The 20,140-nt window shown below is 68.1% G+C and carries 19 protein-coding genes; 14 read left to right on the top strand and 5 right to left on the bottom strand.

Annotated features, from left to right (window positions below; translation table 11 throughout):
- Window positions 1-32 precede the first annotated feature (32 nt).
- From rpe to secG, 14 genes are all read left to right on the top strand, one after another.
- The gene (gene rpe, locus CDOO_RS07485) at window positions 33-689 is read left to right on the top strand and encodes a ribulose-phosphate 3-epimerase (protein WP_018021719.1); all 657 of its coding nucleotides are present in this window, start codon (window positions 33-35) and stop codon (window positions 687-689) included.
- Entirely contained in the window at window positions 690-1,652 is a 963-nt protein-coding gene (ribD, locus tag CDOO_RS07480) for a bifunctional diaminohydroxyphosphoribosylaminopyrimidine deaminase/5-amino-6-(5-phosphoribosylamino)uracil reductase RibD (protein WP_018021718.1), read from the top strand.
- Window positions 1,653-1,655: 3 nt separating this feature from the next.
- Window positions 1,656-2,249 (top strand): riboflavin synthase, encoded by a 594-nt coding sequence (locus CDOO_RS07475; RefSeq protein WP_018021717.1) that lies wholly within the window; start codon window positions 1,656-1,658, stop codon window positions 2,247-2,249.
- A gap of 36 nt (window positions 2,250-2,285) precedes the next feature.
- Window positions 2,286-3,548, top strand: coding sequence for a bifunctional 3,4-dihydroxy-2-butanone-4-phosphate synthase/GTP cyclohydrolase II (locus CDOO_RS07470; RefSeq protein ID WP_018021716.1), 1,263 nt, complete (start codon window positions 2,286-2,288; stop codon window positions 3,546-3,548).
- A gap of 22 nt (window positions 3,549-3,570) precedes the next feature.
- Window positions 3,571-4,050: a 6,7-dimethyl-8-ribityllumazine synthase gene (gene ribH / locus CDOO_RS07465; protein WP_018021715.1), complete on the top strand. Its 480-nt coding sequence runs from the start codon at window positions 3,571-3,573 to the stop codon at window positions 4,048-4,050.
- A gap of 68 nt (window positions 4,051-4,118) precedes the next feature.
- A complete protein-coding gene (locus CDOO_RS07460; RefSeq protein WP_018021714.1) occupies window positions 4,119-4,670 on the top strand; it encodes a PH domain-containing protein in 552 nt (183 codons plus the stop codon).
- A 15-nt stretch (window positions 4,671-4,685) separates the two neighbouring features.
- Window positions 4,686-6,707, top strand: coding sequence for an excinuclease ABC subunit UvrC (gene uvrC, locus CDOO_RS07455; RefSeq protein WP_018021713.1), 2,022 nt, complete (start codon window positions 4,686-4,688; stop codon window positions 6,705-6,707).
- A 22-nt stretch (window positions 6,708-6,729) separates the two neighbouring features.
- On the top strand, window positions 6,730-7,632 hold the full coding sequence (gene rapZ, locus CDOO_RS07450) for an RNase adapter RapZ (RefSeq protein ID WP_018021712.1): 903 nt from the start codon (window positions 6,730-6,732) through the stop codon (window positions 7,630-7,632).
- Between the two features lie 8 nt (window positions 7,633-7,640).
- Entirely contained in the window at window positions 7,641-8,621 is a 981-nt protein-coding gene (locus CDOO_RS07445; protein ID WP_018021711.1) for a gluconeogenesis factor YvcK family protein, read from the top strand.
- A gap of 95 nt (window positions 8,622-8,716) precedes the next feature.
- Window positions 8,717-9,694: a DNA-binding protein WhiA gene (whiA, locus tag CDOO_RS07440; RefSeq protein ID WP_018021710.1), complete on the top strand. Its 978-nt coding sequence runs from the start codon at window positions 8,717-8,719 to the stop codon at window positions 9,692-9,694.
- Window positions 9,695-10,005: 311 nt separating this feature from the next.
- The gene (gap, locus tag CDOO_RS07435; RefSeq protein WP_018021709.1) at window positions 10,006-11,010 is read left to right on the top strand and encodes a type I glyceraldehyde-3-phosphate dehydrogenase; all 1,005 of its coding nucleotides are present in this window, start codon (window positions 10,006-10,008) and stop codon (window positions 11,008-11,010) included.
- Window positions 11,011-11,104: 94 nt separating this feature from the next.
- The gene (locus tag CDOO_RS14325) at window positions 11,105-12,325 is read left to right on the top strand and encodes a phosphoglycerate kinase (RefSeq protein ID WP_018021708.1); all 1,221 of its coding nucleotides are present in this window, start codon (window positions 11,105-11,107) and stop codon (window positions 12,323-12,325) included.
- Between the two features lie 24 nt (window positions 12,326-12,349).
- A complete protein-coding gene (gene tpiA, locus CDOO_RS14320; protein WP_018021707.1) occupies window positions 12,350-13,129 on the top strand; it encodes a triose-phosphate isomerase in 780 nt (259 codons plus the stop codon).
- 70 nt (window positions 13,130-13,199) lie between these two features.
- On the top strand, window positions 13,200-13,433 hold the full coding sequence (gene secG, locus CDOO_RS07420; RefSeq protein ID WP_018021706.1) for a preprotein translocase subunit SecG: 234 nt from the start codon (window positions 13,200-13,202) through the stop codon (window positions 13,431-13,433).
- A gap of 59 nt (window positions 13,434-13,492) precedes the next feature.
- On the opposite strand, the gene pgl is transcribed toward secG, so the two are convergent.
- From pgl to tkt, 5 genes are all read right to left on the bottom strand, one after another.
- Window positions 13,493-14,203, bottom strand: coding sequence for a 6-phosphogluconolactonase (gene pgl / locus CDOO_RS07415; RefSeq protein ID WP_018021705.1), 711 nt, complete (start codon window positions 14,201-14,203; stop codon window positions 13,493-13,495).
- 25 nt (window positions 14,204-14,228) lie between these two features.
- Window positions 14,229-15,155 (bottom strand): glucose-6-phosphate dehydrogenase assembly protein OpcA, encoded by a 927-nt coding sequence (locus CDOO_RS07410; RefSeq protein ID WP_018021704.1) that lies wholly within the window; start codon window positions 15,153-15,155, stop codon window positions 14,229-14,231.
- A gap of 43 nt (window positions 15,156-15,198) precedes the next feature.
- Window positions 15,199-16,737 (bottom strand): glucose-6-phosphate dehydrogenase, encoded by a 1,539-nt coding sequence (gene zwf, locus CDOO_RS07405; RefSeq protein ID WP_081610339.1) that lies wholly within the window; start codon window positions 16,735-16,737, stop codon window positions 15,199-15,201.
- Between the two features lie 107 nt (window positions 16,738-16,844).
- Window positions 16,845-17,924, bottom strand: a complete 1,080-nt coding sequence (gene tal / locus CDOO_RS07400; protein WP_018021702.1) for a transaldolase — start codon at window positions 17,922-17,924, stop codon at window positions 16,845-16,847.
- 27 nt (window positions 17,925-17,951) lie between these two features.
- Window positions 17,952-20,063, bottom strand: coding sequence for a transketolase (gene tkt / locus CDOO_RS07395; RefSeq protein ID WP_018021701.1), 2,112 nt, complete (start codon window positions 20,061-20,063; stop codon window positions 17,952-17,954).
- Window positions 20,064-20,140 lie beyond the last annotated feature (77 nt).

The following is a 20,140-nucleotide window of genomic DNA, read 5'->3' as shown; positions in this document are numbered from 1 at the left end:
TCATTGAACCACGACGCGGTAGTCTGAGGGGCATGTCAGCACCGCTCATCTTCCCCTCGATCCTCAACGCCGACTTCGCCCGACTCGGGGAGGAGATCGCCGCGATCGCCACCGCCGACGGCATTCACGTGGACATCATGGACGGGCATTTTGTGCCCAACCTGTCCTTCGGCCCCTCGATCACCGAGACGGTCAACCGCCTGTCTGATCAGACGCTGGATATTCATCTCATGATCGAGAATCCCGAGCAGTGGGTCGAGCAGTACATCGATGCGGGCGGGGACATCATCACGTTCCACATCGAGGCCACCGAGGACCACGTCGCGCTGGCGAGGAAGATCCGCGGGCTCGCTGCCAAGGCCGCGTTCAGCGTCAAGCCCGGCACCCAGATCGAGCCCTACCTCGAGGATCTCGCCGAGTTCGACCAGGTGCTGGTCATGAGTGTGGAACCCGGTTTCGGCGGGCAGTCCTTCATGCCGGAGCAGCTGGACAAGGTGCGCACGCTGCGCACGTACATCGACGAGAACAACCTCGACGTGATCATCGAGATCGACGGCGGCATCAGCGCCGACACCATTGCGCAGGCCGCCGAGGCCGGCGTGGACGCCTTCGTCGCCGGTTCTGCGGTGTACAAGTTCGGCGACCCGGCGGCGGCGATCGCCAAGCTTCGCGAGCTGGCCACCCGCTAGGTGAACGACAACGCGCTAGCCGCAGCCATCGCCGCCGGCGACTCCGTCCGCGGCACCACCAGCCCGAACCCGTCGGTCGGTGCGGCAATCGTCTCCGGAGATGAGATCGCCGGCGTTGGTGCCACCCAGCCACCAGGCGGCCCGCACGCCGAGGTCATGGCCCTGCGCCAGGCAGGCGAGCGGGCCCGCGGCGCCACGGCCGTGGTCACGCTGGAGCCCTGCAACCACACCGGCAGGACCGGACCATGCTCGAGGGCGCTTATCGACGCCGGAATCAACCGCCTCCTCTACCTCAACAGCGACCCCTTCCCGCAGGCCGCCGGCGGCGCCGACTACCTCCGCGAGCGCGGCGTCGAGGTCGAGTTCCTGAACCAGCGCGTGGAGGCACTCGAGCCGTGGCTCGCGGCCACCAGGCTCGGCCGGCCACATGTGACGCTGAAGTTCGCCCAGACTCTGGACGGGTTCACGGCGGCCGAGGACGGCACGAGCAAGTGGATCACCGGGTCGGAGGCGCGCCGCCACGTGCACGAGGACCGGCAGCTGCGCGACGCCATCATCGTCGGCACCGGCACCGCCCTGGCGGACAACCCCTCGTTGACCGCGCGGGACGCCGACGGGAATCTGTTGGCGCGTCAGCCCAGGGGGGTGGTGATCGGGCGTCGAGAAGTGAACGCCAGCCATCTGGTGCAGTATCCGGACATCGACACCGCGCTGGACGCACTGTGGGAGGACGGCGCGCGGGACGTGCTGGTCGAGGGCGGGGCCGGACTCGCCGCGTCGTTCCTGCGCGAGGACAAGGTCGACGCCGTGCGCGCGTATGTCGCGCCGATGCTGCTCGGATCCGGCCTGTCCACCATCGGCGGCGGGTTGGCCACGACGCTTGCAGAAGCTCAGAGATTTAGCCTCGTGAATCACCGGCAGGTGGGCGAGGACATCGTCATCAACCTGACCAGAAAGGTCTGAATCATGTTCACCGGACTCGTGGAAGAAATGGGCACCGTGACGGCGTTGGAGCCGCAGGGCGACGCCGTGCGCCTGACCATCGGCGCGTCGACCGTGCTCTCCGACGCCAGGCTCGGGGACTCCATCGCCGTCAACGGCGTGTGCCTGACCGTGGCCACCCGCGATGACGCCAGCTTCACCGCCGACGTCATGCAGGAATCCCTCGACCGCTCGGCGCTGGGCGCGCTCACGAAGGGCACGAAGGTGAACCTCGAGCGTGCGATGGCCGTGGGCGATCGCCTCGGCGGCCACATCATGCAGGGCCACGTCGACGGCACCGCCTCACTTCTCAGCAGGACCGTCTCCGAACACTGGGAGGTGCTGCGCTTCAGCCTGCCCGCCGAGCTGAACCGCTACGTGGTGGAGAAGGGATCCATCGCGGTCAACGGCACGTCGCTCACCGTCAGCTCCGTTGGAGAAGACTTCTTCGAGGTCTCGCTCATCCCCACCACCCTCGCGGAGACGACCCACGGCTCGCTGGAGGTGGGCGACGAGGTGAACCTCGAGGTCGATGTCATGGCCAAGTACGTGGAAAAGATGCTGGGCAACCGGCAATGACGGACGTGCGCTAGGGGAGGGCTAAACTCAGCCGCTATGACCGAGGACTCCAGCCGCACCACTCTCGATTCCGTCGAGCGCGCCATCGACGACATCAGAAACGGCAAGGCCGTCGTCGTCGTCGACAACGAGGACCGCGAGAACGAGGGCGACCTCATCTTCGCCGCATCGAAGGCGACGCCCGAGCTGGTGGCGTTCATGGTGCGCCACACCTCCGGCTACATCTGCGTGGCCATGGAGGACGAGCGTGCCGACGAGCTCAACCTCCCGCCGATGGTCGCCCGCAACCAGGACGCGCGCTCCACGGCCTACACCGTGACCGTCGACGCGGCCACGGGAACCACCGGCATCTCCGCCACCTCGCGCTCCGAGACCATCACCCGCCTCGCCGATCCCGCACGCGGTGCCCAGGACTTCACCCGCCCCGGCCACGTCGTGCCCCTGCGCGCCGTCAAGGGCGGAGTGCTCGCGCGCAACGGACACACCGAGGCCACCGTCGACCTCGCCCGGATGGCCGGGCTCGAGGCCGTGGGCGCGCTGTGTGAGGTCGTCTCCACCGAGGACCCGGCGGACATGGCCCGGCTGCCGGAGCTGCGGCGATTCGCCGACGAGCACGACCTGGCGCTGATCTCCATCGAACAGCTCATCAACCATCGGCGCCGGACCGAGAAGCAGGTGGAACTGAGCGTCGCGACGCAGCTTCCCACCAAATTCGGCGAGTTCACCGCGCACGGCGTCCGTGGGCTTGTCGACGGCTCCGAGCACATCGCCCTGGTCTGCGGCGACGTCACCGGCGTCGAGGACAACAGCGAGGTGCTCGTGCGTGTGCACTCCGAGTGCCTCACCGGCGACGTCTTCGGCTCGAGGCGTTGCGACTGCGGCCCCCAGCTGGAGGAGTCCATGCGCCTGATCCAGGAGGCCGGTCGCGGGGTGATCGTCTACCTGCGCGGGCACGAGGGCCGGGGGATCGGGCTGCTGGCTAAGCTGCACGCCTACCACCTGCAGGACCGCGGCCTGGACACCGTCGACGCCAACCTCGAGCAGGGGCTGCCCGCGGACGCGCGCGAGTACTCCGTCGCCGGGCAGATCCTCGACGCCCTCGGGGTGGAGAAGGCCCGCCTGCTCACCAACAACCCGGCCAAGTGCCAGGCGTTGACCGGGTACGGCCCGGAGATCGTCGGGCGGCTCGGCGTGGACATCGAACCCACCCCGGAGAACATCACCTACCTGCGCACCAAGCGTGACAGGATGGGCCACGACCTGCCGGCCGTCGCCGAGTGGGACCAGCAGCACCCATGAAGAAGCTAGAAGGAGCCTCACCGTGAGTAAAGAAGGACTGCCCGCGCAGCACGACCTCGACGCCTCCGGCCTGCGCGTCGCCGTGGTCACCGCCACGTGGAACGCGGAGATCTGCGACCAGCTGCACGCCCGTGCGCTGGCCACCGGGCGCGAGGCGGGCGCGCACGTGGACGAGTTCCGGGTCGTCGGCGCGCTGGAGCTGCCCGTCGTGGCGCAGGAGCTGGCAGCGCAGTACGACGCCGTGGTGGCGCTGGGCTGCGTCGTGCGCGGCGGCACCCCGCACTTCGACTACGTCTGCGACTCCGTCACGGCCGGGCTGACCCGCGTCAGCCTGGACGAGCGCACGCCCATCGGCAACGGCGTGCTCACCGTCAACACCCAGGAGCAGGCCGTGGAGCGCGCCGGTGGCGAGGGATCGGTCGAGGACAAGGGCGCCGAGGCCATGCACGCCGCGCTTGATACGGCGATCACACTTTCGCGTTTGCGTCAGACCGGGGTCTAGAGTGGCCCGGTAGAGCATTATCTGGCATCACCCCGCATCACCCCAGAAGAGGACAGGCGTTACGCACCGTGGCTGACATCGATGACAGCACCAGCACCCCGGCCACCCCCCGGCAGCTGAGCGACGAGGACCGCGCGAAATTCAACGCGCTGGATCCCCACGCCGTGGTCAGCACCAAACCCTGGGAGTTCGAGACCCGCTCGAGTTTCCTGCGCCGCCTGGCCATCGGCTGGGTCATCCTCGTCTTGGCCATCCACATCTGGGTCGGACTCACCGTGGACATCGAGTACACGGGCGCGGCCATCACCGGCCTGGACAAGTGGGCCTTCCCGGGTGTCGGCCTCATCATCTCCCTGCTCTCCTGGTGGGCGCTGAACCGGCCCCGTCTGCGGGCGAACGCCGACGGCGTAGAGGTGCAGAACATCGTCGGCACCCGTTTCTATCCCTGGTACGTCGTCTACGGCCTCTCCTTCCCGCAGGGCTCGCGCATGGCGCGCATCGAGCTCCCGGAATTTGAGTACGTGCCCGTGTGGGCCATGCAGTCCGCCGACGGTGCCTCCACGGTGAAGGCCGTGTCCGAGTTCCGCGAGCTCGAAGCCCAGTACATGCCCGAGGACTAGGAGAACTAGCCGGACATGGCAGATCCCACCACCTACCGCCCCGCCACGGGCACCATCCCCACCGACCCCGGCGTGTACAAGTTCCGGGACGAGAACCGGCGGGTGGTCTACGTGGGCAAGGCGAAGAACCTGCGTGCGCGCCTGGGCAACTACTTCCAGGATGTCACCCAGCTGCACCCGCGCACGCGTCAGATGGTCTTCGCCGCCTCCTCGGTGGAGTGGACCGTGGTGGCCAGCGAGGTCGAGGCGCTCCAGCTCGAGTACACGTGGATCAAACGTTTCGACCCGCGCTTCAACGTCAAGTACCGCGACGACAAGACCTATCCCATGCTCGCGGTCTCCACGGGCGAGACGGTTCCCCGCGCGTTCTTCTACCGCGGTCCCAGGCGCAAGGGCGTGCGTTACTTCGGCCCGTACTCCCACGCCTGGGCCGTGCGCGAGACCCTCGACTCGCTCATCCGGGTCTTCCCCATGCGCTCCTGCACGAAGGGCGTGTACAACCGCCACGAGAGCCTGGGCCGGCCCTGTCTGCTCGGATACATCGACAAATGCTCCGCGCCGTGCGTGGGCAAGGTGAGCAAGGAGGAGCACCGGGAGATCGTCGACGGTTTCGTCTCCTTCCTCGCCGGCAACACCGACAAGGTGGTGCGCGGGCTGACGGAGGAGATGAACGCCGCGGCCGCGGATCTCGACTTCGAACGTGCCGCGAAACTTCGCGACGACCTCGGGGCCATCAACAAGGTCATGGAGCAGCAGGCCGTCGTGCTGGGCGACGCCACCGACGCCGACTTCATCGCCTTCTCCTCCGACGAGCTCGAGGCCGCGGTGCAGATCTTCCACGTGCGCGGCGGCAGGATCCGCGGCCAGCGCGGCTGGGTGGTGGAGAAGGTCGGCGACCAGGCGGGTGCGGACGCGCTGCCCACGCTCATGCAGAACTTCCTCATCCAGTTCTATTCCGACGCCGTCGAGCGCGAACACCTGGAAGAGGCGGAGGAGAACGCCCAGGTCGAGCGCCGCGGGGTGGACCAGTTCTCCCATGCCGAGGCCCGCGCCGTGAAGGTGCTGCCACGCGAGATCCTCGTGCAGTCCCTGCCCGACGAGGCCGACGAGGTCACCGCGCTGCTCAGTGAGCTTCGCGACGGCCCCGTTGACCTGCGGGTTCCCCAGCGCGGCGACAAACGCGCACTCATGGAGACCGTCGAACGCAACGCCAAGGACGCGCTGCGCCAGCACAAACTCAAACGGGTCGGTGACCTCACCGCCCGCTCCGCCGCGCTGCAGGACATCCAGGAGGCGCTGGGCATGGAGCAGTCGCCGCTGCGCATCGAGTGCACGGACATCTCGCACATCCAGGGCACCGACGTGGTGGCGTCCCTGGTGGTGTTCGAGGACGGCCTGCCCAAGAAGAGTGACTACCGCCGCTACCGCGTCAAGGAGGCCGCGGGGGAGGGGCGCTCCGACGACGTGGGTTCCATCGCGGAGATCACCCGCCGCCGGTTCAAGCGTTATCAGGAGGACAAACTCGCCCACCCGGAGGAGGACGACACCGTCTTCGAGGACGAGAACATCGTCGAGGAATCCACCGACAACAAACGTTTCGCCTACCCGCCGCAGCTGTTCATCGTCGACGGCGGCGCCCCGCAGGTCAACGCGGCGCAGGCGGTCTTCGACGAGCTGGGCATCGTCGACGTCACCCTCGTCGGCCTGGCCAAGCGCCTGGAGGAGATCTGGGTGCCGGGTGATGACGAGCCGGTCATCCTCCCGCGCAACTCCCAGGCCCTCTACCTGCTGCAGCAGATCCGCGACGAGGCCCACCGTTTCGCCATCACCTATCACCGGCAGCAGCGCTCCGTGCGCATGAGACGCAGTGAGCTGGACGAGGTACCCGGTCTCGGGCCGTCGAGACGCGCCGACCTGGTCAAACACTTCGGATCGGTGAAGAAACTCAAGGCCGCCACCACCGAGGAGATCTCCGAGGTCAAGGGCTTCGGGCCCAAGCTCGCCCAGCAGGTGTATGACCATCTGCACCGTGGGTGAGCCGAGCGTTTAGGATGGCGGTATGACTGACGCGCCGACCAGCCAGCCCCTGAAGCAGCGGTGGGAAACGCCTCCCGTCCTCATCACCGGCATGTCCGGCGGCGGACTGAGCAGCGCCGCGAAGGTGCTCGAGGACAAGGGTTTCTACGTCGCCCACAACATCCCCGCCAAGATCCTCGTGGACCTCTTCGAGCTCTGCGCGGCGGAGGACTCGCCCGTCGACAAGCTTGCCGTGGTCTCCGACGTGCGCACGCGCATGTTCGAGGGCAGCCTCCTGGCCACCAAGGCGGAACTCGCGGAACGTGGCATGGAACCCACGATCCTGTTCATGGACGCGCGTGACGACGTCCTGATCCGACGATTCGACAGCGTGCGGCGCACCCACCCGCTGCAGGCGGGTGACTCGCTGGAGGACGGCATCGCCCGGGAGCGCGAGGCCGTTGCCGACATCAAGGCGGGCGCGGACATCGTCATCGACACCTCCAACCTCTCCGTGCACGACCTGCGTCGCGCGGTGGAGGCCAGCTTCGGCACCATGGCCACCGACAAGCAGCACATCACGCTGAAGTCCTTCGGCTTCAAACACGGTGCGCCCCGCGACGCCGACCTCATGCTCGACGTGCGTTTCCTGCCCAACCCATTCTGGATCCCGGAGCTGCGCGGATACCGCGGCACCGACGAGCCGGTGTCCGACTACGTGCTCTCCCGCCCGGCGGCGGGCGAGTTCATCACCAACTTCGAGGCCATGCTGGAGTCGATGCTGGCCGGCTACCGCCACGAGGGCAAGGCCTTCATCACCGTGGGCATCGGCTGCACCGGCGGACACCACCGTTCCGTCGCCGTGTCCGAGGAGATCGGCCGGCGACTCTCGGGTCGCGAGGACCTCGAGGTCAACGTCATCCACCGCGACATCGAACGCGACTAGGACCGGAGATGACAGCGAATCCAGCACCGGAGGTCTCCCTCGCCTGCCTCGGCGGCGGCCACGGCCTCTACCAGACCCTCAAGGCTGCCCGGCTGGCCAGCCCGCACCGGATCACGGCAATCGTCACCGTGGCCGACGACGGCGGCTCCTCCGGCCGGCTGCGCCGCGAGCTCGGCCAGATTCCCCCCGGTGACCTGCGCATGGCCATCTCGGCGCTCGCGGGCGACAGCGAGGAGAGCCAGTTCTGGGCCTCCGTGCTCCAGCACCGCTTCGGCGGCAACGGCGCGCTTGCCGGGCACGCCGTGGGCAACCTGCTCATCGCTGGGCTCACGGAACTCATCGGCGACGAGCAGCAGGCCCTCGACCACGTCGCCGGCCTGACCAATTCCTTCGGCCGGGTGCTGCCCATGGCGTTGGAGCCGCTGGAGATCGAGGCGGAGGTCGCCGGGCTCGACGACGATCCCCGCATCATGCGGGAGGTGCGTGGCCAGGTGGCCGTGGCCTCCACCCCCGGCACCGTCCGGCGGGTACGGCTCGTTCCCGAGCGCCCCGCCGCCAACCCCGCCGCGGTCGAGGCGATCCGCGACGCCGACATGATCACCCTCGGCCCGGGATCGTGGTTCTCCTCGGTCATCCCGCACCTGCTGGTCCCGGGGATCGCCGACGCCATCCGGGAATCGCGGGGCCTGCGCGTGGTGGTGCTCAACCTCACCGCGGAAGCGGGGGAGACCGCCGGGTTCTCCCACGAACGCCACATCCACATGCTCGCGCAGCACGCCGACGGCCTCCGCCTGGACCGGGTGCTGGTCGACGCCTCCGTGTTACCCTCCGCGGGCGAACGCCGTTACCTCGAAGCCACCGCGGGCAAGCTCGGCGCCACGGTGGTCTACGACGACATCCGCGCCGTAAGTGCCGACGGCCGGGCCACCGACATCCACGACCCGGAGAAACTGTCGGCGGCCCTGAGCCGCGTGTGGCGCGGACGATAGACTGACGCGATCCCCGCGCGCCCCGTGATTCTCCCCCCTCCGAGTTCTCCCCTAGAAAGGTCCGGACCCACACTGTGACTGTGACTGCGACAACGTTGACGGACAAGGTCAAGAGCGAACTCGCCGAGGTATCCATCTCACGGCAGACCGCGCGCTGCTCCGAGGCCGCGGCACTCATCCGCTTCGCCGGGGTCACCGACACCGCGGGAGGGGTGCTGACCATCGAGGTCGACGTGGACAGCCTCGACGTGGCCCGGCGGCTGGACACCCTGCTCAACGAGCAGTTCTCCGTGCGCACCGCCCTGCACACCATCGGTCCCGGCGGCATGTCCAAGACGACCCGCCACCACCTCAAGGTGACCGACGGCGCCGCGGAGGTCATCCGCCGGCTGGGGCTGATCACCCGCTCCGGAGTCCCCGTGGTCGGGCTCCCGCCGCAGGTCATCTCCGGGGGAGTGGCCGACGCGGAGGCGGCCTGGCGGGGCGCGTTTCTCGCCCACGGATCCCTCACCGAGCCGGGCCGCACCTCCGCACTCGAGGTGACCTGTCCCTGCGCCGAGGCCGCGCTCGCCCTGGTGGGTTGTGCCCGCCGACTGGGCATCAGCGCCAAAACCAAGGAGACCCGGGGGATCGACCGGGTCATCATCCGCGACGGGGACGGTATCGGCGCGCTGCTCACCCGGATGGGTGCGCACCAGGTTCGCCTGGAATGGGACGACAAACGCCGCCGCCGGGAGGTGCGCACCACCGCGAACCGGCTGGCGAACTTCGACGACGCCAACCTGCGCCGCTCGGCCCGGGCGGCCGTGGCCGCCGCAGCCCGGGTCGAGCGGGCCATGGAGATTCTCGGCGACGACGTGCCCGAGCATCTCGCGGAGGCCGGCCAGCTCCGGGTGCAGCACCGGCAGGCGTCGCTGGAGGAGCTCGGCCGGCTGGCCGATCCGCAGATGACCAAAGACGCGGTGGCGGGCCGGATCCGCCGGCTGCTGTCCATGGCCGACAAACGCGCCGAGGAGATGGGCCAGCCGGACACGGGCGCCGTGGTCACCGACGAACTGCTCGACGACGAATAAATTCGCGTGGCATAAATCACACTCGGGTCGGGGTGTGGGCGGGGGCGCGTCGAAAAGATTCGGCGGCGGCAACCCCCACATGGTGCGTTTATCGGGGATAGCAACGTGGAACGGGGCGGCCCGGCCGCGGGGATGCGCCGGATCGGCGCATGATCGCCCGAATACAGGGGTGGTTTGGATGCCTTCCGGGGGCGGTGAACCGACTGCGGGAGCAGCGGGAACTGGGTAGGCTCGGAGTCATCGGGGAGCGCAGGCAACAGACTGGTGTCCGGCTCTCAGATTCGAATGAACTCGACATAAGGAGCATTTCAGTGACCACCCGCGTAGGCATCAACGGCTTCGGCCGCATCGGCCGCAACTTCTTCCGCGCCGTCCTCCAGAAGGACACCGACCTGGAGATCGTCGCGGTCAACGACCTGACCGACAACAAGACCCTCTCCACCCTCCTGAAGTTCGACTCCATCCTCGGCCGCCTCGGCGAGGACGTCGAGTTCGATGACGAGTCGATCACCGTCGGCGGCCGCAAGATCGCCGTGTTCGCCGAGCGCGACCCGAAGAACCTCGACTGGGGCAAGTACGACGTCGACATCGTCATCGAGTCCACCGGCTTCTTCACCGACGCCACCGCAGCCAAGGCCCACCTCGAGTCCGGCGCCAAGAAGGTCATCATCTCCGCCCCGGCCAAGAACGAGGACGCCACCTTCGTCTACGGCGTCAACCACGAGGACTACGACCCGGAGAACCACACCGTCATCTCCGGCGCCTCCTGCACCACCAACTGCCTGGCACCGATGGCCAAGGCCCTCAACGACACCCTCGGCATCGAGCGTGGCCTCATGACCACGATCCACGCCTACACCGGTGACCAGCGCCTGCACGACGCCCCGCACTCCGATCTCCGCCGCGCCCGCGCCGCCGCGCAGAACATCGTGCCCACCTCCACCGGCGCCGCCAAGGCCGTCTCCCTGGTCCTCCCGGAGCTCAAGGGCAAGCTCGACGGCTACGCCCTCCGCGTTCCCGTCATCACCGGCTCCGCCACCGACCTCACCTTCACCGCTGGCCGCGAGACCACGGTCGAGGAGGTCAACGAGATCATGCGTAAGGCCGCCGAGGCCGACACCTCCGGCGCCCTCGCCTACACCGAGGAGCCCCTGGTCTCCACCGACATCGTCTCCGACGATCACGGCTCGATCTTCGACTCCGGCCTCACCAAGGTCAACGGCAACCTGGTCAAGGTCGTCTCCTGGTACGACAACGAGTGGGGCTACACCTCCCAGCTCCTGCGTCTCACCGAGTACGTCGCCGCCAAGCTCTAGTTCTCCGGCCCCACCCGTATCCCGCCCAGTGGCCCGGAGCGTGCCCAGGCATGCTCCGGGCCACTGGCTCGAGACACCCAGAAAGTGAGTCATCATGACCTACAAGAACCTCCAGGATCTTCTCGACGCCGGCGTCGACGGCCGCCACGTCCTCGTCCGCTCCGACTTCAACGTCCCGCTCAACGACGCCGGCGAGATCACCGACCCCGGCCGGATCACCGCGTCACTGCCCACGCTGAAGGCGCTTATCGACGGCGGTGCCAAGGTCATCGTCACGGCACACCTCGGCCGCCCCGAGGGCGAGCCGAATGAGAAGTACTCCCTCAAGCCCGTCGCCGAGGCGCTGTCCGAGGAGCTCGGCCAGTACGTGGCGCTCGCCGCGGACGTCGTGGGCGAGGACGCGCACGAGCGTGCGAACGGCCTCACCGAGGGCGAGATCCTGCTGGTGGAGAACGTGCGTTTCGACCCGCGGGAGACCTCCAAGAACGACGCCGAGCGCGAGGAGTTCGCCCGGCAGCTGGCCGCACTCGCGGCGGACGACGGTGCCTACGTCTCCGACGGATTCGGAGTGGTGCACCGGGCGCAGGCGTCGGTGTACGACGTCGCCAAGCTTCTTCCGGCATACGCCGGAACCCTCGTGGAGAAGGAGATCGAGCGGCTGGGCAAGGTGGCCTCGGAGCCGGAGCACCCCTACGTGGTCGTGCTCGGCGGTTCCAAGGTCTCCGACAAGCTCGGCGTCATTGAGGCGCTGGCGGAGAAGGCCGACTCCCTGCTCATCGGCGGCGGCATGTGCTACACCTTCCTCGTCGCCCAGGGTTACGACGTGCAGAAGTCCCTGCTCCAGGATGACATGGTGGACACCTGCAAGGATCTCCTGGAGAAGTACGGCGAGAAGATCGTGCTCCCCGTGGACCTCCTCGCGGCCTCCGAGTTCGACTCCTCGAACGCGGAGACCAGGGTCGTCGGCCTCGACGGCATCCCCGAGGGCTGGCTGTCCACCGACATCGGCCCGGAGACGGTGAAGAAGTTCGCCGGCATCCTCGCCGAGTCCAAGACCGTGTTCTGGAACGGACCCATGGGTGTGTTCGAGCAGGAGGCCTACGCCGAGGGAACCCGCGGCGTGGCCCAGGCACTCATCGACGCCACGAAGAACAACGGCTCCTTCACCGTCGTCGGCGGCGGCGACTCCGCCGCGGCCGTGCGCACCCTCGGCCTCGACGAGGACGGCTTCAGCCACATCTCCACCGGCGGCGGCGCCTCCCTCGAGCTGCTCGAGGGCAAGGACCTGCCCGGCGTCTCGGTTCTCGAGTCCTAGAAACCCCCACTGAGAGGAAAGATCATGGCACGCACCCCGCTCATCGCCGGTAACTGGAAGATGAACCTCGACCACTTCGAGGCCATCAGCACCGTGCAGAAGCTCGCCTTCGCCCTGCCCAAGGAGTACTACGAGAAGGTCGACGTCGCCGTCACCGTCCCGTTCACCGACCTCCGCTCCGTGCAGACCGTCGTGGAGGCCGAGAAGTACCTGTTCACCTACGGCGCGCAGGACGTCTCCGCGCACGAGAAGGGCGCCTACACCGGTGAGATCTCCGCCAGCATGCTCGCCCGGCTGGGCTGCAGCTGGGCCGTCGTCGGCCACTCGGAGCGCCGCGAGTACCACAACGAGACCAACGAGCAGGTCGCCGCGAAGGCCAAGGCCGCGCTGGGCAAGGGCATCAGCCCCATCGTCTGTGTCGGCGAGCCCCTCGAGGTCCGCGAGTCCGGCGAGCACGTCGACTACGTCACCGCCCAGACCCGCGAGTCCCTCGCCGGGCTGAGCGCCGAGGACCTGGCCAACACCGTCATCGCCTACGAGCCCGTGTGGGCCATCGGCACGGGCAAGGTCGCGTCCGCCGCCGACGCGCAGGAGGTGTGCCGCGCCATCCGCGACCTCATCATCGAGCTCGCGGGTGAGGACGTCGCCGCGGGCATCCGCATCCTCTACGGCGGTTCCGTGAAGACGGACTCCGTCGGTGAGATTGTGGGCCAGCCCGACGTTGACGGCGGCCTGGTCGGCGGCGCGTCCCTCGACGGCGAGGAGTTCGCCAAACTCGCCGCCGCCGCGGCGCAGGCGGTCTGAGGAACCGGCTCCCGGGTGGTGTAGACTGCCCAGGAGTCACGCACAACGATCCCCCCGCGAAGAGGTACCCATGGTTCTCGCCCTCCAGGTCATTCTGGTTCTCACCTCGGTGATGCTCACCGTGTTCGTCCTGCTGCACAAGGGCAAGGGTGGCGGCCTGTCCAGCCTCTTCGGCGGCGGCGTGCAGTCCAACCTCTCCGGTTCCACCGTCGTGGAGCGCAACCTGGACCGCTACACCGTGGTCATGGCCATCATCTGGATCGCCTGCATCATCGCGCTGAACCTCATGACCGCGCTGACCTAGCCCGCGCAGAAAAGAGCCGCCTCCCTTCCACAGGGAGGCGGTTTTTTTCGTGCGTGGGGTCAGTCGATCTCGGTCGCCGCGTCGTCGGTGACAAACAGCACGGTCTCGAGCTTTCCCTCGGCCCCGGCGGCGGGCCACTGCGCGGGGTCTGAGCGGCGGACGACGTGCCCTGCGGCCTCGGCCTTCTCCACCCCGGAGACGAGCAGCCACACGCGCTGGGCTCGGGCGACCGCGGGCAGGGTCAGCGTGACACGCTCGGACGGCGGCTTGGGGGAGTCGTACTCGGCCACCACCAGCTTCTCCGTCTCGCGCACCGCATCGGTGCCGGGGAACAGGGTGTTGATGTGCCCCTCGCCGCCCATGCCCAGCAGGTGGAGATCAAACCCCTCGGGCGCGAACTTCTCCAGCTCGCCGGCGTAGAACTCCGCGGAGGACTCCATGTCCAGCTCGCCGAGGCGGTAGCCGTGGATGCGGTCGGTGGGAATGTCCACGTGATCGAGCAGCGCGGCGCGGGCCTGGCCCTCGTTGGAGTCCTCGTGGGAGACGGGCACGTTGCGCTCGTCGCCGAAGAAGACGTGGATGCGCTGCCAGTCGATCCGGCCGGAATCTTCGCGCAGCGCCTGAAGCACCCGGATGCCGGCGGTGCCGCCGGTGAGCACGACGCGGGCATCGGCACCACCCGACTGGGCATTTTCGACGACGTCGACGAAGCGCTGGGAAGCGGCGTCGACAAGCGAATCAAGAGTGGCGGTGCGTTCTACGGTGACCATGACGGCTCCTTTTCTCGGTGGGGTGTTAGCGGACGACGACCCGGCCGAGCCCGGTGAGCGCGCAGGCATAGGCCTGGTCGGCGTCGAGGTAACGCAGCTCCTCGGCCAGGCAGTCCGTGTCGCTGCGCGGATCCATGGCGACGAGCGCCTCCGGGTGGCCGGGAACACCGACCTTGATGGTGCGGGTGCCCCGCGTCTCGATGGTCACCTCGCCGCTGGCCCGGGTGATGGTGAGCTTGCGTATGGGGAAGTGGTCCTCGATGTCGTCGTTGGTGGCCGCGCGCTCCACGGGGACTCCGAGGCGGTCGGCGAGCCAGCCCGCGGCGATGTCCACGGAGGGATTGTCCGCGGGGCCGATGAGCTGCGCCCGGAGAATCTCGTCGTGCGGCGGGCGATCCAGCGCCGAGGCCACGATGCCCCGCCAGCTGGTGATCCGCGACCACATCATGTCCGAGTCACCCGGGGTGTAACCCGAGCTCACCCGCAGCAGCGCGTTGCCGGACACGTTGTGCCGGGCGTTGGTGATGCGCCGCTGGGCCATCGCACCGATGGGGTGCTCGGAGGGGTTGGCCGGGGCCGTGGTCGGCCACCACGCCACGATCGGGGTGTCCGGGAGCATGAGCGGGGTGACGATCTCCGCGGGATGGTTAGCCATCGGCCCGTGCAGGGTCATGATGACGGTCTCCGAGGAGCCGGAGTCGCCGAGGAAGAGCATCTTCGCGTCGAGGCGCGCGGGCTCGCTCTCCGGGGCGCCGAGGACGACGAGCACGCGGGAGGGGTGCTCCCGGGACGCCTCGCGCACCGGGGCGAGGATCGCCTCGATGTCGTCGTCCGCGTCGGCGACGACGATGAGCGTGAGCACTCGGCCGGTGGCCATGGAATAGTCTTCCTGCGTCTTCAGCAGGTTCTTGGTTATCTCGTGCGTGCTCGTGTCTGGCAGCGTGATGATCACGGTGGGGTGCTACTTCCTAGCGGGGGGGAATGACGGACAGAACTTAGGGACGCCGCCAGGTGCGGCCGTCGCGGGCGAGCATGGCGTCGGCGCTCGGCGGGCCCCACGATCCGGCCGGGTACTCGTCGGGGCGGCCGTTCTCCGCCCAGTGCGCTAGGATGGGATCGAGGATCTCCCAGCTGAGCTCCACCTCCTCGTTGGTGGGGAAGAGGCTCGCTTCGTCGAGAAGCGCATCGAGGATGAGCCGCTCGTAGGCCTCGGGAGACTGCTCGGTGAAGGCCTCCGCGTAGGAGAAGTCCATGTTGACGTCGCGGACCTCCATGGTCGAGCCCGGCACCTTGGAGCCGAAACGCATGAGCATGCCCTCGTCGGGCTGGACGCGGATGACCATGGCGTTCTGACCCAGCGAGCCGATCTCCCCGCGGGTGAACGGCTGGTGCGGGGCGTCCTTGTACACGATGGCGATCTCCGTCACCCGGCGGCCCAGTCGCTTGCCCGTGCGCAGGTAGAAGGGCACGCCCGCCCAGCGACGGGAGGTGATCTCCACCGTGCACGCGGCGTAGGTCTCGGTGCGTGACTCCGCGTCGAAACCCTCCTCCTCGCGCAGGCCGACGACCTTCTCCGAACCCTGCCAGCCGGCGGTGTACTGCCCGCGCGCGGTGGTGAGCTCGAAGGGCTCCACGGGTTTGACCGCCCGCAGCACCTTGACCTTCTCGTCCTGCATGTCCCTGGGGGAGAAGGAGAACGGCTCGTCCATGGCCACGAGCGCCAGCAGCTGCAGCAGGTGGTTCTGGATGACGTCGCGGGCGGCGCCGATGCCGTCGTAGTAGCCGGCACGACCGCCCAGGCCGATGTCCTCGGCCATGGTGATCTGCACGTGGTCGACGTAGTGCGAGTTGAGCATCGGGTCGAAGAGCTGGTTGGCGAAACGCAACGCGAGGATGTTCTGCACCGTCTCCTTGCCCAAGTAGTGGTCGATGCGGAACACATCGTCCTCCGGGAAGACCGCGTTGACGATGGCATTGAGCTCGCGGGCGGACTCCTGGTCGTGGCCGAACGGCTTCTCAATCACCACGCGCCTCCAGCTCTCACCCTTCGCCTCGGCCATGCCGGTGCGGTCGAGCTGGTGGCAGACATCGGCGAAACTCTCCGGGGGGATGGACAGGTAGAACGCCCAGTTGCCGCCGGTGCCGCGCGTAGCGTCCAGCTCGCTGAGCGTCTGCGCCATGGCGTCGAAGGCGGCGTCGTCGTCGAAGTTGCCGGTGACGAAGTTGAGGCCCTCGGCGAGGCGCTCCCAGACGTGCTCGTTCCACGTGGTCCGGGCCCGCTCCTCGACGGCCTTACGCACGTAGTCCTGGAAATCCTCCTTGGACCATTCCCGGCGCCCGAACCCCACCAGCGTGAATCCGGCCGGCAGCAGGCCGCGGTTGGCCAGGTCGTAGATGGCCGGGAGGATCTTCTTGCGGGCGAGGTCACCCGTCACCCCGAAGAGCACCATTCCTGCGGGTCCGGCGATGCGCGGGAGTCGTTTGTCCAGAGGATTGCGCAGGGGGTTTGTCCAGGCGATGCGGCGAGTCGGCATGATGGTCGTTAACTTTCTTTGCCCGTGAAAAAGGAATGGCGTGGCTGCTGAGAAAGACAACGCACCACCCGATCATAATGCCGGGCGGTGCGGGAATCTGGAATTTGCTAGCGGAGTCGGGATTCCATCGACTCGAGGAGCTCAGACCAGGAGGCGACAAACTTGTCCACTCCCTCGGTCTCCAGCACCTTGACCACGTCGGCGATGTCGATGCCGACCTTCTCCAGCTGGGAGAAGACTTCGCGGGCGTCGTCGGCCGTGCCGGTGAGGGTGTCGCCGTGCAGGCCGCCCTCGGCGAGGAAGGCGTCGATCGTGCCCTCGGGCATGGTGTTCACGGTCTCCGGGCCGGCCAGCTCGGTGACGTACATGGCCTTGGGGTACTCCGGGTTCTTCACGCCTGTCGACGCCCACAGCGGACGCTGCGGATTGGCGCCGGCGGGAAGATCGCCGGGGAAAGCGTCGAGGAACTCGGCGTAGGCCAGGCGGGCGTTGGCGATGCCGGCCTTGCCGCGCAGGGCCAGGGCCTCGTCGGTGCCGAGGGCCTCGAGGCGTTTGTCCACCTCGGTGTCCATGCGGGAGACGAAGAAGGACGCGACGGAGTGGATGGTGGACACGTCGTGGCCGTTCTCCGCTGCCTTGGCGATACCCTCCTTGAACGCCTTGACCACCTGCAGGTAGCGGTCGACGGAGAAGATCAGCGTGACGTTGACGCTGATGCCCTCGGCGAGCGCGTCCGTGATGGCGGGGAGCGACTCGTCGGTGGCGGGGATCTTGATCATGACGTTGGGGCGGTCGACCTTGGCCCAGAGTTCCTTCGCCTGGGCGAGGGTGGCGTCGTAGTCGGCGGAGACACGCGGGTCGACCTCGATGGAGACCCGGCCGTCCTTGCCGCCGGTGCTCTCGTAGATGCCGGTGAAGGCGTCGCAGGCGTCGCGCACGTCGTCGATGCTCATGGCGTAGACGGCGTCGTCGACGGCGCTGCGGGCCTCCTTGAGCGCGGTGATCTGCTCGTCGTAGGCGTTGCCCTTGCTCATCGCCGCGGCGAAGATCGAGGGGTTGGTGGTGACGCCGACGATGGACTTCTCGTTGATGACCTGTGTGAGGTTGCCCGAGGTGATGCGCTCGCGGGACAGGTCGTCGAGCCAGGTGGAGGTGCCGATGTCGAAGAGATCGTCAATATGGGTCATGGAATTCTCCTTGAAGTGGGGATGGAACTACCGGTTGGCGGCGGCGATGGACTCGCGGGCCTTGGTCACCACGGCCTCGGCGGTGATGCCGAACTTCTCGAACAGCGTCTCGTAGTCCGCCGATGCGCCGAAGTGCTCGAGGGAGACGTTGCGGCCCTTGTCGCCGGTGTACTTGTGCCACGGCATGGCGATGCCGGCCTCGACGGAGACACGCGCGCGGACCTGGGAGGGAATGACGGACTCGCGGTAGGCCTCGTCCTGCTGCTCGAACCACTCGAAGCTGGGCAGGGAGACGACTCGCGCCGCGGTGCCCTCGGCCTCCAGGGTCTTCGCCGCCTCGACGGCGAGCTGGACCTCGGAGCCGGTGGCCAGGAGGAGGACGTCGGGGGTCTCCTTGGAGCCCTCCACCAGGACGTAGCCGCCCTTGGCCACGCCCTCGCGGGCCTTCTCCTTCGTGCCCTCGAGCACGGGGAGGTTCTGGCGGGTGAGCACCAGGGCCTTGGGGCCGGCGTCGGTCTCGATGGCGTTGGCCCAGGCCGCTGCGGTCTCGTTGGCGTCGGCCGGACGGATGAGGGTTACGCCGGGGATGGCACGCACAGCGGCGAGCTGCTCAACGGGCTGGTGGGTCGGGCCGTCCTCGCCCAGGCCGATGGAGTCGTGGGTCCACACGTGGTAGGTGTCCGAGCGCATGATCGAGCCGAGGCGCACGGCCGGGCGCAGGTAGTCGGAGAAGACAAAGAACGTTGCGCCGTAGGGTTTGGTCGGGCCGTGCAGGGCGATGCCGTTGAGGATCGCGCCCATGGCGTGCTCACGGATGCCGAAGTGCAGGTTGCGGCCGTAGGGACGCAGCTCGAACATGTCGGTGGAGCGGTGCTCGGGTCCGAAGGAGTCGGAGTCCTTGATGATGGTGTTGGTCGAACCCGCGAGGTCGGCCGAGCCGCCCCACAGCTCCGGCAGGGTCTTGCCCAGCGCCTGGAGAACGGCCTCGGAGGCCTTACGGGTGGCCACGCCCTTGGCGTCGGGCTCCCAGGAGGGCAGCTCGGCGTCGTAACCCTCGGGGAGCTCGCCGGCGCGGAGCCGGTCAAAGAGCTTTTTGTTCTCCGGATTGGCCTCGGCCCACGCGTCGAACTTCTTCTCCCAGCCAGCGCGGAACTCCGCGGCGCGATCGCGCAGGCCACGGGTGTGGGTGAGAACGTCCTCGTCGACCTGGAAGGTGCGCTCGGTGTCGAAGCCGAGGATCTCCTTGACGGCGGCGACCTCGTCGTCGCCCAGGGCAGAACCGTGGGAGGCGCCGGTGTTCATCTTGTTGGGCGCCGGGTAACCGATGATGGTGCGCACGCGGATGAAGGAGGGGCGACCCGCCTCCTGCTGGGCATTGGCGATGGCCTCCTCGATGGCGACGACGTCCTCGCCGGACTCGACCTCCTGGACGTGCCAGCCGTAGGCCTCGTAGCGCTTGACCACATCCTCGGTGAACGCGATGTTGGTGTCGTCCTCGATGGAGATGGAGTTGTCGTCCCAGAAGACGATGAGGTTGCCCAGCTCCTGGGTTCCGGCCAACGAGGAGGCCTCGGCGGTCACGCCCTCCTGGAGGTCGCCATCGGAGGCGATGGCGTAGATGTAGTGGTCGAAGGGGGACTCACCCGCGGGGGTCTCCGGGTCGTAGACGCCACGTTCCCGACGCGCCGCCATGGCCATGCCCACGGCGGAGGCGAGGCCCTGGCCGAGGGGGCCGGTGGTGATCTCCACGCCGTCGGTGTGGTGGTACTCCGGGTGCCCCGGGGTCTTCGAGTCCCAGGAGCGCAGGGCCTTGAGGTCCTCGATCTCCAGGCCGAAGCCGCCGAGGAAGAGCTGGATGTAGAGGGTCAGCGAGCTGTGACCGGGGGAGAGGATGAAGCGGTCGCGGCCAGTCCACTCGACGTCCGAAGGGTCGTGGTTCATGGTGCGCTGGTAGATCGTGTACGCCAGCGGCGCGAGGGACATGGCCGTGCCGGGGTGGCCGGAGCCGACGTTCTGGACGGCGTCGGCGGCGAGGACACGCACGGTGTCGACCGCACGGGTGTCTATATCGCTCCAGTCACCGGGGTAACGGCTCTGGGTGCGGGCCTGCTGATCAGGAGTCAGAGACTTAGGGGACATGGCGCAATCCTCACTTCTACGTCGTTGTTTGGCCCGTGGTCGCGCGCGCGGCGCGACCCGGCCCGTAGGTCATCGCC

The organism is Corynebacterium doosanense CAU 212 = DSM 45436 (assembly GCF_000767055.1).
Lineage (GTDB): Bacteria > Actinomycetota > Actinomycetes > Mycobacteriales > Mycobacteriaceae > Corynebacterium > Corynebacterium doosanense.
The sequence above is the reverse complement of the archived record's forward strand: the minus strand, read 5'-3'. Positions and strand labels throughout refer to the sequence as shown.